This is a genomic window from Amycolatopsis nivea, from assembly GCF_004522235.1.
In the GTDB taxonomy this organism is placed as follows: domain Bacteria; phylum Actinomycetota; class Actinomycetes; order Mycobacteriales; family Pseudonocardiaceae; genus Amycolatopsis; species Amycolatopsis nivea.
In genome coordinates this window covers 232,632-252,661 of the sequence record NZ_SDLT01000005.1, presented here as the reverse complement: position 1 = coordinate 252,661, position 20,030 = coordinate 232,632, and the positions used below count along the sequence as shown (strand labels likewise).

Sequence of the window (20,030 nt, the reverse complement as noted above, 5' to 3'; positions counted from 1 at the left end):
TCTAGGCGCCGGCCGGCCACGAGTACCGGCCCGCGCGATCCCGTTCCTGGCTCAGCCACCGCACGGTCATCCGGCAGATCGTCTCCTTGACGAGCCCGCCCGCGCGCCCGTCGATCGCGATCGCGCGCTCGGTGTCGTCCGGGTGCAGGAACTGGACGCGTCCGCGTCCGCTGCCGAGGTCGGTGCACTGCAGCACGTAGCCCATCCGGAACGGTTTCCCGGCCCGCCCCTCGCGGCGCGCGGTGATGACGTCGGCGACGTGCGCGCCCATCGGCAGCGCGGTCGCGCACGCGGCGCGGAGGGAGGTGTGCACGGCGTCGCCCGCGCCGAGGATGTTCGGGTGCCCGGGGACGGTGAGTTGCTCGTCCACCAGCAACCGGCCGGATTCGTCGACCGGCAGTCCCGAATCGGCGGCGAGACTCGGCACGGTGAACCCGGTGGTGTCCACGACGAGCCCGTCGAGCTCGGCGGGATCGACGCGTCGGCCGAGTTCGATCTCGACGCCTTGTTTGGCGAGAAACCGCAGGTGCGCGCGGATCGCGCGGCGGTCCGGGGCGGTGGAGACCAGCTTCACCGCGCGTCCAGCTTCGCGCAGCGCCCCAGCCAGCTCGACGCCGGTCAGGCCTGCGCCGACGATGGTGACCGGCGCGTCCGGTGCCTCGGCGAGGGCGGCGCGGAGCCGTTCGGTCTCCTCCTCGGAGACGATCCGGTAGGTGCCGTTGTGGACGCTGGTCCCGGATCCGACCGCGTAGACGAGGGTGTCGTAGGGCAGGTTCTCGCCGGAGGCGAGCTGGATCTTGTCTTTACCGATCTTCGTCACGGTGTCCTGGACGACCTCGACGGCCGGGTTCAGCACGGTCTCCAGGTCGAGCCGGGCGTTCTCCCGGAGACCAGTGGCCACGCGATGAAGCCGGATTCGCTCGACGAACCACGCGTTCGGCGTGACCAGCACCACTTCCTCGCCGCGCCCAGCGAGCCGGTTCGCGGCCATGACCCCGGCGTATCCCGCGCCGAGCACTGTCGTCGTCATGCTGTCCTCCTCCGCTTTCGGGGTTTCAGCGGATGGACACCGGTCGCGGAAAATCTGTGACAGCTTCAGAGGCGGCGAGACAGGTAGGTGCTGTTCGGGTCGTCTCGGTAGTTCCCGAACGGCGCGCACGGGGTGAAGCCCGCTCGCGTGTACAAGGCGCGGGCCGGGGCGAAGAAGTCCATGCTGCCGGTTTCCAGGGAGACGCGCTCGATGCCGCGGTCTTTGGCGTCCTGGAGCAGGTAGTCCAGGAGCGTGCGAGCGATGCCTTGCCCGCGTCGGGCGGGGTCGGTCCGCATGCTTTTCAGTTCCTCGTGCCGCGGCTCCAGCGTCGCCAGTGCGGCGGTGCCGACGAGGTGCCGGTCGTCCCGGACCGTCCAGAGCCGGACGTGGGGACGCTGGAGCGCGGCCAGGTCGAGGGCATGCCTGCTCTCGGCCGGGGAGGTGGGCGCGAGGTCGTCCAAGTGTGCCTGCAGGAACCGCCGAAGCTGCGGGTCCGCGAAGTCAGCACGCTCGATCAGCAGAGGCATTGCCCCAGACTGCCCTGTGGATGTTTCGCCGCTGTTACCTCGCGCCCACCGCGTCAGAGCGCCAACCGCGGCCAGGAAGCCGTGTCACGCAACAACTGCCGGTCGTGCGTAGCCACCACCGCTGCCGCCGACGTCGAGTGCAGGGCGTCGGTCAGTTCGTCGACCAGCGTTGCCGACAGGTGGTTCGTCGGCTCGTCCAGCAGCAATACCTGCGGCCGCGCGGCCAGCACCAGCGCCAAATCCAGCCGCCGCCGGGCTCCGGTCGACAGTTCGGCGATCGGGCGGTGGCGGTCGTATCCGCTGAGCAAGCCAAGGTCGGCCGAGCCCAGGAGCTCGGCAGCGGTCCGCCGGGCCGGCAGGGCGGATTCCTGGCCCAGCCAGCCGATCCGCACCGACCGGGCGCGGGTGACTGTGCCCGACGTCGGCTCCAGCGTTCCGGCGAGCACCGCCAGCAGCGTCGACTTTCCGGCCCCGTTCCGGCCGGTGACGACGAGCCGGTCCGCGCCGCCGAGGGTCAGGTCGACCGGATGGTCCAGCCGTCCGGCGACGGTCACCCCGGCTGCCCGCAACGCGACGGTTCCTTGGTGCTGCGACAGTTCCGGCATGGCGAACCGCGCGGGCGGCGGCGGAACAGCCACCACGTGCGCGTTCAACTCCTCCTGCCGCCGGTGCACGGCACGAACCAGACCGGGTGCCCGGGTCGCGCGGGTGTGCTTGCCGTGGCCCTTTTCCGGACGCCAGTTGTCGCGCAATCGGTTCTGTGCGGCGGAAAGGTCGTCCGCGAGCCGCTGCCGTTCGGCGAGTTGCTCGGCGTGCAGCGCTTCCCAGCGAGCCCGTTCGGCTTGCCGGGCCTCGACGTACGCCGAATAGCCGCCGCCGTAGCCGCGCGGCCGACCGTCGCTCGACGGGTCGAGGTCCAGCACGGACGTGGCGACGTCGGCAAGCAACGCACGATCGTGGCTCACCAGCACGACCACGCCCGGGTACGCGCGCAGCCGTTCGGTGAGGTGCGCGAGACCGGACGCGTCGAGGTGGTTGGTCGGCTCGTCGAGCAACAGCACGGAATGTCCCGCGCCGAGCAGGCACGCCAGCCGGACCCGATGCCGCTGCCCGACCGACAACGTGCCGAGCGGGCGGCTCCGGTCGTCGACCGCGTTCAGCGCGGCCAGCGAGACCTCGACCCGCCGGTCCGCGTCCCACGCGTCGAGCGTTTCGGCGGCCGAGAGCGCGGCGGCGAACGCGTCGTCCGCGCCGGGTCGCCCTTCGGCGAGCGCGGTCGTCGCGTCCTCCAAGCAGGCCAGCGCATTGCGCACGGCCGCCAGTTCGAGGTCGATCAGATCGCCGACGGTTTCCTGGTCTCCCCAGGGAATCTGCTGGTCGGCAACACCGATCGAGCCCGCGCGGCGAACCTCGCCGTGGTCCACCGGCTGCGTCCCGGCGAGCACGCGCAACAAGGTGGTCTTGCCACGACCGTTCTCGCCGACAATGGCGACCCGGTCGCCGGCCGCCGCGACCAGATCGACCCCGGCGAGCACCGGGCGGCCGCCGAAGGAGACGTGGACGTCGGACAGCCGGACATGCGCCGTGCGCACGAGCGCAGGCGAAAGCGGAGATGTCATGAGGGAAATGCCTCCGATGAAACGTGATCAGCAACAAGGACGAGGGCCGGTGCCGCGAACGCGCGCGGTACCGGTGGAGGCGGTGATCCCTCAGAGGTAGAGCTGGTGCTGTATCACGATCGCCAGGGTAGGCGCCCGCGAGAAGGCGCGCATCCGAATTTCACGCCACGAGCGACGGGAGCTTCGCGGCGGTGTCCGGATCCGCGGGCAAGCAGGTGAACAGCTTCCGGCCAGTGTCGTCCATAGTGGACAGTTTCACGTAATCGAAGGCGAGCACCCCGGCGCGCGGATGATCGAAAACGCGCCGATTGCCGGTGAACGGCGCGACGTCGTGGGCGGCCCACCATTCGGCGAACTCCGGGCTCGCCTCGCGCAGCGCCCGCACCAGCTCAGCCGAACGCGCGTCCTCGGCCCGGGTCGCGGCGTCGGCGCGATACTGCGCGAGGAGATTTCGGGCCTGCCCCGGCCAGTCGACCAGCAGCGTGCGGATCCGCGGCACGGTGAACACCAGCCACAGCAGGTTCCGCTCGCCGTCGGGCAACAGCGCCGGATCGCCGATCAGCGCGGCCTCGGCGCGGTTCCACGCGACGAAGTCCCAATGCGGGTCGAGCACGTACGCCGGGTTCGGGTCCAGTGCGTCGACCATGCCCTGCAGCATCAGCGGCGAGGACTCCGCAGGATGGTCTGGCGGTTCCTCAGCGAGAGCGAAGAGATGCTGCCGTTCCGTGTCGGAAAGCCGCAGTTCCCGCGCGAGACTTGCCAGGACCTGCCTGCTGACAGTGATGTCCCGAGCCTGTTCAAGCCACGTGTACCAGGTGACGCTGACCCCGGCCAGCTGCGCGAGTTCCTCCCGGCGCAGCCCTGGCGCGCGCCGCCGCGGCCCCGCCGGAAGACCGACCTCCGCCGGAGTGAGCCGATCGCGCCGCGAACGCAGGAAGTCCGCGAGGGCGCGCCGGCGCGATGCAGACGACATGCGTTCCTTTCCGGTCCTGGTAGTGGCGATACCAGCATATTCGCCCGCTACCCCCGCGTCCGGCCCGCTGCCGACGATCAAGCCATGCACTCCGTTTCCCCGCACTGGCGCGCGCTCGCGATCCTGCTGGCCGGCGTTTTCATGGCGGTGCTGGACACCTTCATCGTGTTCGTCGCCGCCCCCGCCATCCGGTCCGACCTCGGCGCCTCGCCCGCCGAACTCCAGCTGCTGCTCGCCGGTTACCAGCTCGCGTACGCCGTGGCACTCATCACGTTCGCCCGGCTCGGCGACCTCCGCGGCCGCAAACCGGTGTTCCTGGCCGGGCTGCTGCTGTTCACCGGTGCGTCGGCCGCGTGCGCCGCCGCTCCCGGTGCCGGGTGGCTGGTCGCCGCCCGGTTCGTCCAGGGACTCGGTGCCGCGGCGATGTTCCCGCAGGTCCTCGCGATGATCCACGTCGTCGTGCCCGGCCCACAGCGCCCGAAAGCGTTCGCCGTGCTCGGCGCGGTCATCGGACTGTCCGGCGTCACCGGCCAGCTGCTGGGCGGGATCCTCGTGACCGCGAACCTCTTCGGCAGCCCGTGGCGGGCGATCTTCTGGGTCAACGTCCCGATCGGACTGCTCACCCTCGCTCTCGCCGCCCGCTTCCTGCCGCGAACCCGGCCGAACGGCACCGCACGACTGGACCTCCGCGGCACCGCCGTGCTGACCGTCGCGCTCACCCTGCTCGTCCTGCCACTCATCACCGGCCGGGAAGCAGGCTGGCCGCTGTGGTCCTGGTGCAGCCTCGCCGGCGGTGCCGTCGCACTCGGAGTCTTCACGGCCGTCGAACGTCGAGTCCCCGCTCCGCTGGTTCGCCCCGGGCTGCTGCGGCAGCGCGAATTCAGTCTCGGAATGGGTCTCGTGCTGCTGACCTACGCCGGGATCAATTCGTTCTTTCTCGTGCTTTCCCTTGCCCTGCAAGACGGTCTGGGCCTCAGCCCGCTCGACGCCGCGCTCACGTACCTGCCGTTCGCCGCCGCCTTCCTCGCGTTGAGCCTGCTCGGCAGCCGGGTGCCCTTCGCGCCGCTCCTCGGGGCTGCGACTGCCGGGCTCGGCTACGTCGTGCTGATCACGCTTTCGACCACCCCCTGGTCCTTCGCTCCCGCGCTCGCCTTGATCGGCGCAGGTCAGGGGTTGCTCGTCCCGCCGCTGTTGAACCACGTGCTGGCCGCCGTCCCCCGCGCCGACGCCGGGATGGCCTCCGGCGTGCTGGCGACTGGGCAACAGATCGGCGGAGCACTGGGAGTCGCGGTGATTGGCGCTGTTTACTACTCCGCCCTGCCCGGCTCACCACTGCACGCACTCGCGCTGGCCTGCGGAGGGATTCTGGTGCTCACTGTCGGGGCGATGGTTGTTCTCCGGATTCTGCCGCGCCGATGAACGCACGCACCGCCAGCACGATCGGCACCGGCGACCCGGACTCGACGAACCGGTCGAACGACAGACCGGCGTCTAGCAACCCGTTCAACAGCTCGGCCAGCGGCCAGTGCGTCGTGCTGGGGTTCTGGAGCACACCGTTGGCGCCGTACTCGTTCTCGGTTCCTGCAGCGCCGACGAACGCACGGAGCGCCAGCACGATCGGTGCACCAGCACCGAAACGACCGCATCGACGCTGCGGTCCCGGACCGGCAACCGTGCGGCATCGGCCCGGGCGGTCGGCAGCCGAGCCCGAGCGTGCCGCAGCATCCCGCTGGACAGGTCGACTCCGAGCGGCATCCAGCCCAGCTCCCGCACCAGGTCCGCGTGCACGCCGGTGCCGCAGCCGATCTCCAGGCACACCCCGCTGCCTTCGCCGAGAAGATCCCGCAGCGCGCTCGCCCCGGGGTTCACCGGCTGGGCGCGGAGAAACTCCTCCTCGTACCAGTCCGCGATCTCGTCATAGGCCGCCACCACTCCAGTGCACTACCGCGCCCCCGTCCGCCACCGATTACGCGTTCGGCGAAGAAACCTTGCGGGCACAGAGAATCGTGTCGTGCAATTCCCCGCCATGCACCTTCCGCGTCCGGTTCTCCGCGACCGTGATCTCCCACTGCCCAGGGTCCAGACCGACGTCCTGGCCGGTGATCGTCGACTCCGGCGGATGCATCTCCCCGTGGTGATGCCCGACCACCAGCAACGTCCCGCCCGGCGCGACCCACTCCGCGAGCCGCTCGAACAGCGGGCCCGCCGCGTGCACGTAGTGCGTGGCGACCAGGTCGAACTGCCCGTCCGGAGTCCATTTCAGCAGGTCAGCGCACACCCACTCGACCTCGCTCGACCGTTCGCGCGCGTGCCGCAGCACCTCCTCGGACAGGTCGACCGCCGTCACCTGCCATCCGTGCCCGGCGAGCCAGAGCGCCTCGTTCCCTTCGCCACAGCCAGCGTCCAGCGCGCGTCCCGGCGGCAGCTTCCCCGCTTCCTCGACCAGCTGCGGATGCGGTTCGAGCTGCGCGTGTCCGGCGGCACCATGCCAGTGCTCGTCCCAATAGGACTGATCGAATGCGTGCGGCACAACGGTTCCTTTCCTGAGGTTCCCGGTTCCACCTTGCAAACCCTCCGGCACGTCTGGCAAGGAAGCTTGCCAATCTGTCAAACTCGGGAAATGGACGACGACCGAGCCCTGGACGCAGTCGGCCCCCGGTTGCGCGAGCTGCGCCGGAAGCGGGACGTCACGCTGGCCGAACTGGCCGCGCAGACCGGCATCGCGGCCAGCACGCTGTCGCGACTGGAATCCGGCAACCGGCGGCCCACCCTGGAACAACTGCTGCCGCTGGCCCGCGCGCACGGCGTGACCCTCGACGAACTGGTCGACGCCCCGCAAACCGGCGACCCGCGCATCCACCTCCGCCCGATCAGCTGTGCCGACGGCGTGACGATCCTGCCGCTCACGCGCCGTCCGGGCGGGATCCAGGCGTACAAATTCATCCTGCCCGGACAACGGAAAAAGCAGGAACCCGATCCCAGGACGCACGAGGGCTACGAGTGGACCTATGTCCTCAATGGACAGTTACGACTGGTGCTCGGCGAGCACGACATGACGCTTTCTCCGGGCGAGGCTGCGGAATTCGACACCCGGGTACCGCATTGGTTCGGCGCGGCGTCGGCGGAACCGGTGGAGTACCTGTGCCTGATCGGACGGCAGGGGCAGCGCGCGCACGTGCGGGCAGCGCCTAAGGCGTGACCGTGGCGGGCAGTCCGAAGGCCGGGAAATGCTCCGCGCCGAGGAAGGACGTGAGGTCGCAGATCCGGTCGTCCCGCAGGGTCAGCACCGTGATGGACCACGCCTCGTGCGGGACAGTCGCCGAACCGCCGAGGTAGAACGCCACGGCCGGTTGGGCGTTCGCGCTGGTCAGCCGGAAGCGCCAGCTCGGGCAGCGCGTCATCGGGACTTGGAAGGCGAACTCCGTGACGGCGGCGCGGCCGCGGTACCAGTGCGGCAGCGGCGGCATCGACCAGGTGACGTCCTCGGTCAGCAGGCTCACCAGACCGTCGACGTCGCCTTCGGCAAGGGCGGTCGCGAACCCGGTCGCCAGCTCGTGAAGGCGAGAGTCGCCGAGCATCTGCTGCTGAGTCCGGGCGGGAACGTGCGCCGCGATGGTCCGGCGGGCGCGGGCCAGGGCGGAGTTCACCGAGGTCACGGACGTTTCCATCATCGCGGCGATCTCGGCGGCGGAGAAGCCGAGGACGTCGAACAGCAGCAGCGCCGCCCGCTGGTTACCCGGCAGATGGCGGCACGCGGCGACGAAAGCCAGCTCGACCGCCTCGCGTTGTTCGTAGCTGGCCGCGGGGAAATCGGGGCAGGGGCCCAGCCAAGCCACGTCGGTACGCGGGGCGGAGTCGAGGACGACCTGCTCGCTCGCCGGGCCGAGGTCGACCGGCAGTGCGCGGCGGCCGCGCTGCTCGATGAGGTCCAGGCAGGTGCGCGTGGCGATTGTAAACAGCCAGGTGCGCAGCGCACTGCGGCCCTCGAACCCGGGCAGCCCGCGCCACGCTCGCAGCAGCGCCTCCTGCACGGCGTCGTCGGCGTCGTGGATCGAGCCGAGCATGCGGTAACAGTGCGCACGCAATTCCACCCGCAACGGGGCCACCGCACGGGTGAACGCGGCTTCCGAAGAAAATTCCCCCACGACCGACGATTCTGCCGCATCCGGCCGGTCTCACCTGGCAACGACTACCGAGGAGACCTGGAATGACCGCGACCTGGCAGCAGATCCACGCCGAACGCGCCGCACTGGCCGACGATCTGTCCGACGCCGCATGGAGCACGCCTTCGCTGTGCGAGGGGCTCTCCGTCCGCGAGGTGCTGGCCCACCTCACCGCCGGCGCGTCGCTCACGCCGCTGCGCTGGATGGCGGGCGTGCTCCGCTGCCGGTTCGACTTCGATCGGCAGGTCGCGATGCGATTGGCCGAGCACCTCGGCGACAGCCCGGCCGACACGTTGGCCCGCTTCCGCCGGGTCGTCACCAGCACGACGAAACCGCCGCTGCCGGTCGTGGCGATGCTCGGCGAGACGGTCGTGCACGGCGAAGACATCCGCCGTCCGCTCGGCATCCACCATGAGTATCCGATCGACACGCTCACCGCGGTGGCCCGCTACTACCTCGGCTCCGACCTCGTCGTGCTCGCTAAGGGACGCGTCCGCGGCCTCCGCCTCGAAGCAACCGACAGTGACTTTTCCGGCGGCTCGGGACCCCTCGTGTCGGGCCCGACACTCGCCCTGATCATGGCCATGACCGGCCGCTCCCGGTTCCTCGACGACCTGGACGGGGACGGCGTCGAGGTGCTGCGGCAGCGCTGACGGGCTTGCGCTCCGTCGCCAAGAGTTCTATAACAGTGGAGACAGTTATAGAACTCTAAGGAGCCGCTCATGCGCACCCCACCCCAGGAAGGACGCTTCGGGGAGTACGGCGGGCGCTGGGTGCCGGAATCCCTGGTGCCCGCCTGCCTCGAAGTCGCCGAGGCGTTCGAGAAGGCCTGGGTCGACCCCGGTTTCCGCGAGCAGCTCCAGACGATGCTCGCCCGGCACGTCGGCAGGCCCACGCCGGTGACGCCCGCCGAACGGCTGTCCGCGGAACTCGGCGTGACCGTCGCGCTCAAGCGGGAAGACCTCACGCACACCGGGTCGCACAAGATCAACAACGCGGTCGGCCAGGCGCTGCTCGCCAAGCGGATGGGCAAACAGCGGCTGATCGCCGAGACCGGGGCCGGGATGCACGGCGTCGCGACGGCCACCGCGGGCGCGCTGCTCGACCTGCCGGTCACGGTGTTCATGGGCGAACAGGACGTCGAACGCCAGTCGCACAACGTGTTCCGCATGCGTTACCTCGGCGCGGAGGTCGTCCCGGTCAGCTCCGGCAGCCGCACGCTCAAGGACGCGACCAGCGAGGCGATGCGGCACTGGGTCAGCTCGACCGAGGAGGCGCACTACTGCCTCGGCTCGGTCGTCGGACCGCATCCGTATCCGTGGATGGTGCGGGAATTCCAGCGCGTGATCGGCGACGAAGCCCGCGAACAGCACGGGACCGTGCCGGATTTCGTCGTCGCGTGCGTCGGCGGCGGATCCAACGCGGCGGGCACGTTCGCCGGATTCGCCGACACCAGCGCCCGGCTGGTCGGAGTGGAAGCGATCGGCGGATCGGGCGCGACGTCCGGCCAGGCCGGGGTGCTGCACGGTTCGCGGTCGCTGTTCCTCCAGGACGAGCACGGGCAGATCCTCGAAGCCCATTCGATCGCGGCCGGGCTGGACTATCCCGGTGTCGGGCCGGAACACGCGCACCTGCGCGACCTCGGCCGGGCGCAGTACTTCGCGGTCAACGACGAAGCAGCGGTCGCCGCGGCCGCGCAATTGGCTCGGACCGAGGGAATCATCCCGGCGCTGGAATCCGCGCACGCGCTTGCCTGGGTGGCCGAAGCCGCTGGCACGCCGGATCTTCCGGCGGGTTCCACGGTGCTGCTCACCCTGTCCGGTCGTGGCGACAAGGACATCGCCACGCTCATTGCCCGCGCCGAGGAGTCCCGCGCATGAAAACCGACCGCAAAATCCTGATGCCGTATATCACCGGCGGCGTTACTCCACAGTGGACAGAATATCTTCCGGCGCTGGTCGAAGCCGGTGCGGACGCGATCGAAGTCGGTATCCCCTTCTCCGATCCGACCCTGGACGGCGTGACCATTCAGGAGGCGTCCAACGTCGCTCTCTCCAACGGAACGACTCCGCGCAGCGTCCTCAATGTACTGTCGGAGACCACAGTGGACGTTCCGGTCATCGCGAGCACCTACGCCAACTTGGCCGTCCGCAAAGGTTTCTGCGCTGACTTGAAAGAAGCCGGAGTCGACGGTCTGATCGTGCCCGACCTTCCGCTGGAGGAAGTACCCGCGATCGAGGAGGAAATCGACCTGGCACTCCTGGTCTCCCCCGCGACGCCGACCGACCGCGCGCACGAGATCGCCGCGCGCAGCCGAGGTTTCGTCTACGCCGTCTCGTCGATGAGCACCACCGGCGAACGCGACCACCTGCCCGCCTCCGCGATCGACCTGGCGACCCGGCTGAAGAACTCCACCCACCTGCCGGTCCTGGTCGGCTTCGGCATCTCGCGACCGGAACACGCCACCGAGGCCGCCCGCGTGGCCGACGGCGTGATCGTGGGCGCCGCGATCATGCGGCGGGTGCTCGACGGCGCCGGTCCAGCGGAGGTCGGCGAGTACGTCGCGACCATGCGGGCCGCGCTGGACTAGAATCCGCTGGTCCCCGCAGAACCGGACCAGAACGGACGCGCATGGCCCGATACCGAGCGATCGCCGCGGATCTCGCCGCGAAGATCCGCGCCGGGGAGTACGCGCCCGGCGAGGCCCTGCCGCCGCAGCGGGAGCTCAGCGCGTCCTACGGCGTCACGCTCATGACGCTGCGACAAGCGCTGCGCGAACTCAGCGACGAAGCCCTGATCGTGCAACAACCCGGCCGAGGCACCTTCGTGGCGCCGACGCCGGCCTCGTACCAGCTGGGCTCCTTGCGCAGCTTCACCGAGGACTTGCGCGATCAGGGTTACGTCGTGCGCACCGAGGTCGTCAGCCAGGCAGTACGCCGGTTGCCCACTCGCATCGCCGCGCGACTGCAGGCCCGGGCGACCGATTCCGGCCTGCGGCTGGAACGAGTACGCGAGTTCGGCGGCCGGAGAGCGATCCATCAGGTGTCGTGGATCGCTCCCCCGCACGGGGAACGCTTGCGGGACACCGATTTCACCGCGGTGTCGCTCTACACCGCACTGTCCGAACTGGACGTCGTGGTGGACCGCGCCGCCGAAACCATCCGCCCGGACGCGCTCGACGACAAGCTCGCCCGCCTTCTCGACGAACCGGTCACCACCCCGGTCCTGGTCAGCGAGCGCACCACAAGCACCCCGGACGGCACAATCGTCGTCATCGACCGCGCGACCATCCTCGGCAGCATGATGCACATCAGCACCGAACGCGCCGCCGACCGCCTCTCACTGCGCTGGGGAGCCGGAAGCTGAACCCCGATGCCCATGCGCCAAAACCGCCAGATGCAACGAAAGCCGAGTGTCCGAATCAGACAGATCCACACCCAGCAACCGCTCGATCGTCGCCAACCGCGAATACGCCGCCGGACGGCTCAGGTTCAACGCCTTCGCGAACTCCGTCATCGAGTACCCCGACTCGACAAACGCCCGCAACGTCGCGAACGCCCGGCTGGCCCGCGGTTCCGGCAACGTCAGCAACGGTCGCAGCTGCGCCTCGGTGAACTCATGCAACCGCGGATGCTCCCGCAGCCACCACAACAACCCGCGCACACCCAGGTCACCAGCCCGCCGAAGTCCAGGCGTACCAGGCGATTCGACATCCGCGACGTGCACCGCCTCCTGCAGCGCCGCCGGTAGCTCACCGAGCCGGCGCACCGGCCCGGCCGCCCCGAACGCCGCCGCCAAGCCAGCCGGAACCCCAGCGACCACGCGCTCCAGCAACGCTTTCTCCGCAGCCACCGAGGAACACGGGAACACCGCCGCCACCCGGCCTTCCGCCAGTACGCCGCCGATCCCGTCGCTGGTCAGCACCGCGTCCAGCAGCGCCCGCTCCTGACCGGCCCGAGCCGGACGGCACACCAGCACCGTGTAGTACGCCGCCGCGGCCAGCCCCAACGCCCTGGCCCGCGCGCGGACCGAACCCTCGTCCGCGCCGTGCAGCAGGTCCCGCAGCAAATCGCCCTGCGCCTCGATTTCCACCGACAGCGGCGAGCGTTCCAGTAGCTTCCCGACGGTGAGCGCCTCCGCCGCGCGTTCGAGCACCATCCACGCCGACGGCTGCTCCGCCGAGTGCGCGGGCACGACCAGCCGGCCCCAGCGTTCCCGCGGCGGCCCCACCGGCGTGCACATCCAGCCCTCCGGACCGCCGACCGCGGTCGCCGCGGAAAACGGCACCCGGCGCGACCGGGCAGGCCAGTCGCGCAGCAGCGATTCCGCCGAACCGGCCCCGGCGAACGCGAGCGCCCGATGCGTCCGGTCCTCCAGCACCACCGGCAGCCCGATCAGGTCCGCCGCGTGCGCGAGGACCGCGTCCGGCGCCTGCGACGCCGAACCGACCGTGCTGAACGCCTCGTGCGCGCGCTCGGCCAGCCGCAACCGCTCGTAGTGCGCGTTGACGATCCTCGCGTGCACGATCTCGGTCACCTCGATGAAGCGGATCGTGCTGCGCAGTTCCACCAGCGGGAACCGGGCCGCCCGCGCGGCCTGCACCAATCCGCTCGGCAGCGCCTTCGGCCGCTCCCACGGGTCCACGACCAGCCCGATCGCGCCGGCGTCGCGCAGCGAACGCACGTACGCCACCGGATCGAAGCCCGGCTCGGCGAACGCGCGCCCGATCGAGAGCACCAGAACGTCGCTGGTCAGCGTCCCGGCGACGTCGCTCAGCTCGCTCACGTGCACCGACCGCACCGGCACGTCGACCGCGTCCGCGGCGGAGCGCACGACCGGCGCCCCGGCGGCCATCACGGGCAGCTCGAGAACGTCTCGCAGGGTCAGGTCCACCCGCGCAGCATAACCCGACGAAATGTAAAGCCAGGCGTCAACAACGTGACGATCCGTCGGTTACCCCAGACCCGTCCGGGAGGGACCCTCAGAGGGCGAATACCAGGAAGAAAGGTGGCTCGATGAGCGATTCCGTGCCGACGCTGTCCCAGTGGATCGCCGGCGGCGAGGCAGCAGGCTCGCCGGACGGCTACGGGGACGTCACGAACCCGGCGACCGGGAAGGTCACCGCGCGCGTGCCGCTCGGCTCGGCCGCGGACGCCGAGGCCGCGATCGCCGCCGCGAAGGCCGCGTTCCCCGCCTGGCGCAAGACGTCGCTGGCCAAGCGCAGCCGTGTGCTGTTCCGGTTCCGCGAACTGCTCGACGCGCGGTCAGGAGAACTCGCCGAAATCATCACCTCCGAGCACGGCAAAGTGCTGTCCGACGCAGCGGGCGAGGTCGCGCGCGGCCTGGAGGTCGTCGAGTTCGCCTGCGGCATCCCGCAGTTGCTCAAGGGCGCGGCGACGGCCAACGCGTCCACCGACATCGACGTCACGTCGCTGCGCGAACCGCTCGGTCCGGTCGCGATCATCTCGCCGTTCAACTTCCCCGCCATGGTCCCGATGTGGTTCTTCCCGATCGCGATCGCGGCCGGGAACACCGTGGTGCTGAAGCCGTCGGAGAAGGTGCCGACCGCCGCGAACTGGATCGCCGAACTGTGGCGCGAAGCCGGTCTGCCCGAAGGCGTGTTCAACGTGTTGCACGGCAACAAAGCCGCCGTCGACGCGCTGCTGCACAGCCCGGACATCGAGGCGGTTTCGTTCGTCGGATCGACGCCGATCGCGCAGTACGTCTACGAGACCGGCACCGCGAACGGCAAGCGCGTCCAGGCGCTCGGCGGCGCGAAGAACCACATGGTGGTGCTGCCCGACGCCGACCTCGACCTGGTCGCCGACCAGGCGGTCAGCGCCGGTTTCGGGTCCGCGGGCGAACGCTGCATGGCGGTCTCGGTCGTGGTCGCGGTGGGCGACGTCGCCGACGCGCTGGTGCCGCGGATCGCCGACCGCGCGAAGACGCTGGTGACCGGCGACGGCACCCGCTCCTGCGACATGGGCCCGCTGGTCACCGCCGCCGCGAAGGACCGGGTCTCCGGCTACATCGCCGCCGGTGCGGAAGCCGGCGCGACGCTGGTCCTGGACGGCCGCGAAGGTGAATTCGACGCGGACGGCGAGGGATTCTTCGTCGGCCCCACGGTGTTCGACCACGTCCGCCCGGACATGCCGATCTACACCGACGAAATCTTCGGCCCGGTGCTTTCGGTCGTCCGGGTGGAAACGTTCGCCGACGCGATCGAGCTCATCAACGCCGGCCCGTACGGCAACGGCGCGGCGATCTTCACCAACGACGGCGGCGCGGCCCGCCGGTTCTCCGCCGACGTCGAGGCGGGCATGGTCGGCGTGAACGTGCCGGTGCCGGTCCCAGTGGCCTACCACTCGTTCGGCGGCCGCAAAAACTCGCTGTTCGGCGACACCCACGCGCACGGCGGCGAGGGCGTGCACTTCTTCACCCGCGCCAAGGTCGTCACCACCCGCTGGCCCGGCCCGGAGCAGGGCGGGCTCAACCTCGGTTTCCCGCAGAACGTCTGAGAGGGATCTGCAATGGACACTCAGTCGGCAGCAGCCCGGCACCTGTGGATGCACTTCTCCCGCATGGGAAATTACCCGGACTCGCCGGTCCCGGTGATCACCCGCGGCGAGGGCGTGCACGTGTGGGACGACCGCGGCCGCAAGATCCTCGACGGCCTGGCCGGACTCTTCGTCGTGCAGGCCGGACACGGCCGTCGCGAACTCGTCGAGGTCGCCGCGCAGCAGGCGAACGAGCTGGCGTACTTCCCGATTTGGGGCTATGCCACGAAACCCGCGGCGGAACTGGCCGAACGGCTCGCGCACCTCGCGCCGGGCGACCTCAACCGCGTCTTCTTCACCACCGGCGGCGGCGAAGCGGTCGAGTCCGCGTGGAAGGTCGCGAAGCAGTACTTCAAGCTGACCGGAAAACCCGGCAAGCACAAGGTGATCAGCCGCGCGGTGGCCTACCACGGCACCCCGCACGGCGCGCTCGCGATCACCGGGCTGCCCGCGATGAAGAAGGACTTCGAACCGCTCGCGCCGGGCGGTTTCCGCGTGCCGAACACCAACCTGTACCGGCATCCGGAGTTCGCCGACGACCTCGAAGCGTTCGGCCGCTGGGCCGCGGACCGGATCGAGGAAGCGATCCTGTTCGAGGGCGCGGACACGGTCGCCGCGGTCGTGCTCGAACCGGTGCAGAACTCCGGCGGCTGCCTCACGCCGCCGCCCGGGTACTTCGAGCGCGTGCGGGAAATCTGCGACCGGCACGACGTCCTGCTGGTCGCCGACGAGGTGATCTGCGCGTTCGGCAGGCACGGCGCGACGTTCGCCAGCGAGAAGTTCGGTCTCCAGCCGGACCTGCTGACCTGCGCCAAGGGCCTCAGCTCCGGGTACAGCCCGATCGCCGCGCTGATCGCGTCCGACCGGGTGATGGAGCCGTTCCTCGCCTCGAAGGTCGCCTTCCCGCACGGGTACACCTTCGGCGGGCACCCGGTGTCGGCCGCGGTCGCGCTCGCGAACCTCGACCTGATGGAACGCGAGGGCCTCAACCAGCGCGTACTGGACAACCAGGACGCGTTCCGCTCGACGCTCGACAAACTCCTGGACCTGCCGATCGTCGGCGACGTCCGCGGCGACGGGTACTTCTGGGCCGTCGAACTGGTCAAGGACAAGGCGACCCGCGAGACGTTCAACGCCGACGAACGGGAACGCCTCGTCCGGGGTTTCCTGCCGGGCGCGCTGTTCGACCGCGGCCTCTACTGCCGTCCGGACGACCGGGGCGACGTCGTCGTCCAGTTCGCTCCGCCGCTGATCGCCGGGCAGGCGGAGTTCGACGAGATCGAACAGATCCTGCGAGACACGCTGCTCGAAGCGCAGAAACTCGTCTGAGCCAACCGGCGAGGGAGGAGGCCGGGACCGTCTGGTCCCGGCCTTCTTCCGTGCTGTCGCTTATCCTGGCGACAGAGTCCGCACCGCGAGGAGGCGCGCATGAACCCGGCCTCGACCGGCGCGAGCAGGCAACGGCCTGACAACTGCGCCGCCTCAGCCGTGCCAACCGGTCACAACGCCCCGATCTCCTCGCACGCCTTCCGCACCCCAGCGCCGTAAGCCGGATCCGCCTTGGCGCAATTGTCGATATGCCGCTCGACCGTCTCCCTGCGCGCGCCCTTGATTCCCCGCGCCGTGTTCTCGAACAATCGCTGCCGCGCGCCCTCGTCCAGCAGCCGGAACAGGTTTCCGGGCTGCTCGTAGTAGTTGTCGTCGTCCTCGCGATAGTCGAACCGGTCCGCGACCTCGCCGCCCGGTCCCGCGGGCTCGGCGTACTGCGGCTGCTCCGCCCACCGTCCGAAGGAGTTCGGCTGCACGCCCGGCACTCCGCCCTGGTTGCCGTCTACGCGCATCGCGCCGTCGCGGTGGTAGGTGTTGACCAGCGCCGCCGCGCGCGGGCAGTTGACCGGGATCTGGTGGTGGTTCACGCCGAGCCGGTAGCGAGTGGCGTCGCCGTAGGAGAACAGCCTGCCCTGCAACATCTTGTCCGGGCTGACCGAGATCCCCGGCACCAGGTTGGCCGGGGTGAACGCGGCCTGTTCGACGTCGGCGAAGTAGTTCTCCGGATTGCGGTTCAGCTCCAGCTCGCCGACCTCGACGAGCGGATAGTCCTTTTTGCTCCAGACCTTCGTGAGGTCGAACGGGTGGAACCGATAGGTCGCCGCGTCCGCCTCCGGCATGAGCTGCACATAGAGCGTCCACTTAGGATAGTCACCGCGTTCGATCGCGTCGTACAGATCGCGCTGGTGCGATTCGCGGTCCTCGCCGATGAGCGCGTCCGCCTCGGCGTCGGTCAGGTTTTCGATGCCCTGCTGGGTGCGCAAGTGGAACTTCACCCAGTGCCGCTCGCCCGCGTCGTTGATCAGGCTGAACGTGTGCGAGCCGAACCCGTGCATGTGCCGGTAGGTCTTCGGGATGCCGCGGTCGCTCATCACGATGGTGATCTGGTGCAGCGCCTCGGGAAGATTGGTCCAGAAGCCCCACTTGTTCTCCGCGTTGCGCAGGTTTGTCCGCGGATCGCGCTTCACCGCGTGGTTCAGGTCGGGGAACTTCAGCGGGTCGCGGTGGAAGAAGACCGGCGTGTTGTTGCCGACCAGGTCCCAGTTTCCTTGCGAGGTGTAAAACCGGACGGCGAACCCGCGGATGTCGCGTTCCGCGTCGGCGGCGCCGCGTTCCCCGGCGACGGTGGAGAACCGCACGAACGTCTCGACCTCGTTGCCGACCTTGCTGAACAGCGCGGCCCTGGTGTAGCGGCTGATGTCGTGGGTGACGGTGAACTTGCCGAACGCACCGGACCCCTTGGCGTGCATCCGCCGCTCCGGGATCACCTCGCGGTCGAAGTGCGCGAGCTTTTCCACCAGCCAGAGGTCCTGGAGCAGAACCGGACCGCGTGCGCCCGCGGTGAGGCTGTTCTGGTTGTCGGCGACCGGCGCGCCCGCCGCGGTGGTCAACGGGTCGGTGTTGTCAGCGAAAGTCATCGCTCCTCTTTCGTTGCATTCGTCCGCAAAAAAGGACTTTGCCGCCAAGATGGTACCGAAACGCGAAGGTGATTCACTCCGACAAATAGCGTAAATTGCCGCAGGAATATTCCTCATTACGAGAATAGATTCGCATCCTGCGCATTCATTCCGGAATACGTGCCAGGCACTGCGGATTTCCGGTTATTCCTCGCTGTCGCGCACGACGAGCGCGATCTGCACCCGGTTCACCACGCCGAGCTTCGCGAACAGGCTGCTCGTGTGCGCCTTCACCGTCGCCACGCTGATGTGCAGCCGCGCGCCCACCTCGGCATTCGACAGCCCTTCCGCGATCGCCCGCGCGGTGTCCCGTTCGCGTTCGGTCAACGCGGCCAGCCGCGCCCGCGCCGCCTCGCGCGCGGCACGCCGGCTCCCCGACGACTGCGGCCCCATCGCCGCGGTGATCAACCGGCTGGTGGCGGCCGGGGACAGCGCGGGGTTCCCGTCGGCGACCGCGCGCACCGCGGCCAGGATGTCCGGCGGCGGGGTGTCCTTGAGCACGAACCCGAGCGCCCCGGCGCGCAGCGCGCCGAGCACCATCTCGTCGGAGTCGAAGGTGGTCAGCACGAGGATCCGCGGCGGGTCCGGCCAGCTGAGGATGGCTTCGGTCGCGCTCAGCCCGTCGCGGCCGGGCATCCGCACGTCCATCAGCACGACGTCCGGCCGGAGCCGGCGGACCTCGGCGATCGCGGCGTCGCCGTCCGCGGCCTCGCCGGCGACCTCCAGGTCGGCCTCGCCGTCGAGCATGAGCCGCAACGACATCCGCACCAGCTGATCGTCGTCGACGATCACGACCCGCACCCGGTCCACTCACTCGCTCCCTTCGCCGCGGGCAGGCCACGGCAGCCACGCGGTCAGCACGAACCCGCCGTCCGGGTCCGCGTGATGGTCAAGGTCGCCACCGGCGAGCTCGACCCGCTCGGCAAGCCCCAGCAACCCGAACCCGGCGGACGGCGGCGGCGCCACGTTCTCGGTCGCGCCGGAATCCCGCACCGTCACGCGCAGCCCCTCGCCCTCCCCGCCCTCCACGGTGACACACACGTCGGCGCCAGGCGCGTGTTTCCCGGCATTGGTCAGTCCTTCTTGGACGATCCGGTACACCGTGCGCGCCAGCAGATCCGGCGGATTCCCGACCGTCTCCGGGGTATAGCTGACCTGCACCCCGAGCGCCCGCGCGTCAGCGACCAGCGCGGGCAGATTCGCGAGCGAGGGCTGCGGCGGCTCAAGCCCGCCCGGACTGGCCCGCAGGACCCCGAGCACCTCCCGCAGCTCCTCCAGCGCCTGATGCGCACCGTCGGCGATCCCCCTGGCCAGCAGCGACACCTGGTCAGGCGGCAGATCGGCGCGATGCCCCAGCACGCCGGCCTGCATCGCGACCAGCGACACCCGGTGCGCGAGGACGTCGTGCATCTCGCGCGCGATCCGGTGCCGCTCGACAATGCGCGCCTCGGCCGCCCGCGCGACCTGCTCGCGTTCGGCGCTCTCCGCGCGTTCCCGCAGCGACTGCAACTCCTCGCGCCGCGCCCCGATCGCCGCTCCGACCGCCACGACGATGCCGGTGACCAGCACGATGAACGAAATGGACCACCACCACGGATCCGGGTCGGAACCGCGAGGGTAGAGCCCTTCGGTGACCGCCGCGGTAGCGACGCACGCCAGCCCGATGAAGGTGGTCTCGAACAGCCGGCGCCGAGTGGCGAGCGACCCGAGCACCAGGAGCGCGGCTCCCCCGGCGGAGGTCGACACCGCCGAGACGATGATCACCCCGGTCGCGATCGAGAGCGGGTACTTCCGCCGCCACAGCGACGCGACCAGACAGCCGAGCCCGATGATCGGGTCGCCGAAAATCAGCCACCCGATCCGCGGGTCGTCGGATCCCGCGGGCAGATGAGAGGCGACCGCCACCCAGGCAACCACGCCGAGCAGCGCGGCCACGGCCAGCCGCCACCCCTGCTGCCACGGCTTGAGCTTGACCTGCGAAACGATCACCAGCCCATCTTCGCCGATCCGCCCCCGCCGTGCAGCCGCCCTCGGCACACCCCGCGCCCTAGACCAAAGTAGTAACCCTCGACTTTGGTCGGCCCCGGTTCGCTCCGCAGGTCCGATGCGCACCGTAGCCGCGGCCGACACACTGGGAGCACCACGACTCAGGGAGA

The 20,030-nt window shown here is 70.0% G+C and carries 19 protein-coding genes; 8 read left to right on the top strand and 11 right to left on the bottom strand.

Annotated features, from left to right (window positions below; all coding sequences use genetic code 11):
- Window position 1 precedes the first annotated feature (1 nt).
- The 4 genes from EIZ44_RS08510 to EIZ44_RS08495 all read right to left on the bottom strand — a co-directional run bounded on the left by EIZ44_RS08510 (window position 2) and on the right by EIZ44_RS08495 (window position 4,149).
- Window positions 2-1,030, bottom strand: a complete 1,029-nt coding sequence (locus tag EIZ44_RS08510) for an NAD(P)/FAD-dependent oxidoreductase (RefSeq protein WP_134728175.1) — start codon at window positions 1,028-1,030, stop codon at window positions 2-4.
- 65 nt (window positions 1,031-1,095) lie between these two features.
- Window positions 1,096-1,557 carry a GNAT family N-acetyltransferase gene (locus tag EIZ44_RS08505; RefSeq protein ID WP_037817004.1) on the bottom strand — a complete coding sequence of 154 codons (462 nt, stop codon included), beginning with the start codon at window positions 1,555-1,557 and terminating at the stop codon, window positions 1,096-1,098.
- A gap of 53 nt (window positions 1,558-1,610) precedes the next feature.
- On the bottom strand, window positions 1,611-3,176 hold the full coding sequence (locus tag EIZ44_RS08500; RefSeq protein WP_134728174.1) for an ABC-F family ATP-binding cassette domain-containing protein: 1,566 nt from the start codon (window positions 3,174-3,176) through the stop codon (window positions 1,611-1,613).
- Window positions 3,177-3,336: 160 nt separating this feature from the next.
- The gene (locus EIZ44_RS08495) at window positions 3,337-4,149 is read right to left on the bottom strand and encodes a helix-turn-helix transcriptional regulator (RefSeq protein WP_134728173.1); all 813 of its coding nucleotides are present in this window, start codon (window positions 4,147-4,149) and stop codon (window positions 3,337-3,339) included.
- An 84-nt stretch (window positions 4,150-4,233) separates the two neighbouring features.
- Between EIZ44_RS08495 and EIZ44_RS08490 the strand changes: the two genes are divergently transcribed.
- Window positions 4,234-5,568, top strand: a complete 1,335-nt coding sequence (locus tag EIZ44_RS08490) for an MFS transporter (protein WP_134728172.1) — start codon at window positions 4,234-4,236, stop codon at window positions 5,566-5,568.
- Between the two features lie 84 nt (window positions 5,569-5,652).
- On the opposite strand, the gene EIZ44_RS08485 is transcribed toward EIZ44_RS08490, so the two are convergent.
- Together EIZ44_RS08485 and EIZ44_RS08480 are read right to left on the bottom strand one after the other, a co-directional pair.
- Complete coding sequence (locus EIZ44_RS08485) at window positions 5,653-6,078, bottom strand: class I SAM-dependent DNA methyltransferase (RefSeq protein ID WP_240691244.1); 426 nt, start codon at window positions 6,076-6,078, stop codon at window positions 5,653-5,655.
- A gap of 37 nt (window positions 6,079-6,115) precedes the next feature.
- Entirely contained in the window at window positions 6,116-6,679 is a 564-nt protein-coding gene (locus tag EIZ44_RS08480) for a class I SAM-dependent methyltransferase (protein ID WP_037817008.1), read from the bottom strand.
- 90 nt (window positions 6,680-6,769) lie between these two features.
- Here EIZ44_RS08480 and EIZ44_RS08475 point away from each other — a divergent pair, with 90 nt between their 5' ends.
- Window positions 6,770-7,348: a helix-turn-helix domain-containing protein gene (locus EIZ44_RS08475; protein WP_037817009.1), complete on the top strand. Its 579-nt coding sequence runs from the start codon at window positions 6,770-6,772 to the stop codon at window positions 7,346-7,348.
- On the opposite strand, the gene EIZ44_RS08470 is transcribed toward EIZ44_RS08475, so the two are convergent.
- Window positions 7,338-8,294 carry a sigma-70 family RNA polymerase sigma factor gene (locus EIZ44_RS08470; protein WP_037817011.1) on the bottom strand — a complete coding sequence of 319 codons (957 nt, stop codon included), beginning with the start codon at window positions 8,292-8,294 and terminating at the stop codon, window positions 7,338-7,340. The two genes, EIZ44_RS08475 and EIZ44_RS08470, sit on opposite strands and share 11 nt — an antisense overlap.
- A 62-nt stretch (window positions 8,295-8,356) precedes the next feature.
- Here EIZ44_RS08470 and EIZ44_RS08465 point away from each other — a divergent pair, with 62 nt between their 5' ends.
- From EIZ44_RS08465 to EIZ44_RS08450, 4 genes are all read left to right on the top strand, one after another.
- Entirely contained in the window at window positions 8,357-8,965 is a 609-nt protein-coding gene (locus EIZ44_RS08465; RefSeq protein ID WP_037817013.1) for a maleylpyruvate isomerase family mycothiol-dependent enzyme, read from the top strand.
- 69 nt (window positions 8,966-9,034) lie between these two features.
- Window positions 9,035-10,192 (top strand): tryptophan synthase subunit beta, encoded by a 1,158-nt coding sequence (gene trpB / locus EIZ44_RS08460; protein ID WP_037817014.1) that lies wholly within the window; start codon window positions 9,035-9,037, stop codon window positions 10,190-10,192.
- Window positions 10,189-10,902, top strand: a complete 714-nt coding sequence (gene trpA / locus EIZ44_RS08455; RefSeq protein WP_037817015.1) for a tryptophan synthase subunit alpha — start codon at window positions 10,189-10,191, stop codon at window positions 10,900-10,902. Before trpB ends, trpA begins: the two co-directional genes overlap by 4 nt.
- 41 nt (window positions 10,903-10,943) lie before the next feature.
- Window positions 10,944-11,678, top strand: a complete 735-nt coding sequence (locus EIZ44_RS08450; RefSeq protein ID WP_037817016.1) for a GntR family transcriptional regulator — start codon at window positions 10,944-10,946, stop codon at window positions 11,676-11,678.
- Here EIZ44_RS08450 and EIZ44_RS08445 read toward each other — a convergent pair.
- Window positions 11,652-13,205, bottom strand: a complete 1,554-nt coding sequence (locus EIZ44_RS08445; RefSeq protein ID WP_037817019.1) for a PucR family transcriptional regulator — start codon at window positions 13,203-13,205, stop codon at window positions 11,652-11,654. The two genes, EIZ44_RS08450 and EIZ44_RS08445, sit on opposite strands and share 27 nt — an antisense overlap.
- A 122-nt stretch (window positions 13,206-13,327) precedes the next feature.
- Between EIZ44_RS08445 and EIZ44_RS08440 the strand changes: the two genes are divergently transcribed.
- A complete protein-coding gene (locus EIZ44_RS08440) occupies window positions 13,328-14,830 on the top strand; it encodes a CoA-acylating methylmalonate-semialdehyde dehydrogenase (protein WP_134728171.1) in 1,503 nt (500 codons plus the stop codon).
- Between the two features lie 12 nt (window positions 14,831-14,842).
- Window positions 14,843-16,198 carry an aspartate aminotransferase family protein gene (locus tag EIZ44_RS08435; RefSeq protein ID WP_037817024.1) on the top strand — a complete coding sequence of 452 codons (1,356 nt, stop codon included), beginning with the start codon at window positions 14,843-14,845 and terminating at the stop codon, window positions 16,196-16,198.
- 170 nt (window positions 16,199-16,368) lie between these two features.
- On the opposite strand, the gene EIZ44_RS08430 is transcribed toward EIZ44_RS08435, so the two are convergent.
- The 3 genes from EIZ44_RS08430 to EIZ44_RS08420 form a co-directional block, all read right to left on the bottom strand.
- The gene (locus EIZ44_RS08430; protein WP_037817026.1) at window positions 16,369-17,835 is read right to left on the bottom strand and encodes a catalase; all 1,467 of its coding nucleotides are present in this window, start codon (window positions 17,833-17,835) and stop codon (window positions 16,369-16,371) included.
- Between the two features lie 183 nt (window positions 17,836-18,018).
- Complete coding sequence (locus EIZ44_RS08425; protein ID WP_037817028.1) at window positions 18,019-18,684, bottom strand: response regulator transcription factor; 666 nt, start codon at window positions 18,682-18,684, stop codon at window positions 18,019-18,021.
- Window positions 18,685-19,863 carry a sensor histidine kinase gene (locus tag EIZ44_RS08420; RefSeq protein ID WP_240691243.1) on the bottom strand — a complete coding sequence of 393 codons (1,179 nt, stop codon included), beginning with the start codon at window positions 19,861-19,863 and terminating at the stop codon, window positions 18,685-18,687.
- Between the last annotated feature and the right edge of the window lie 167 nt (window positions 19,864-20,030).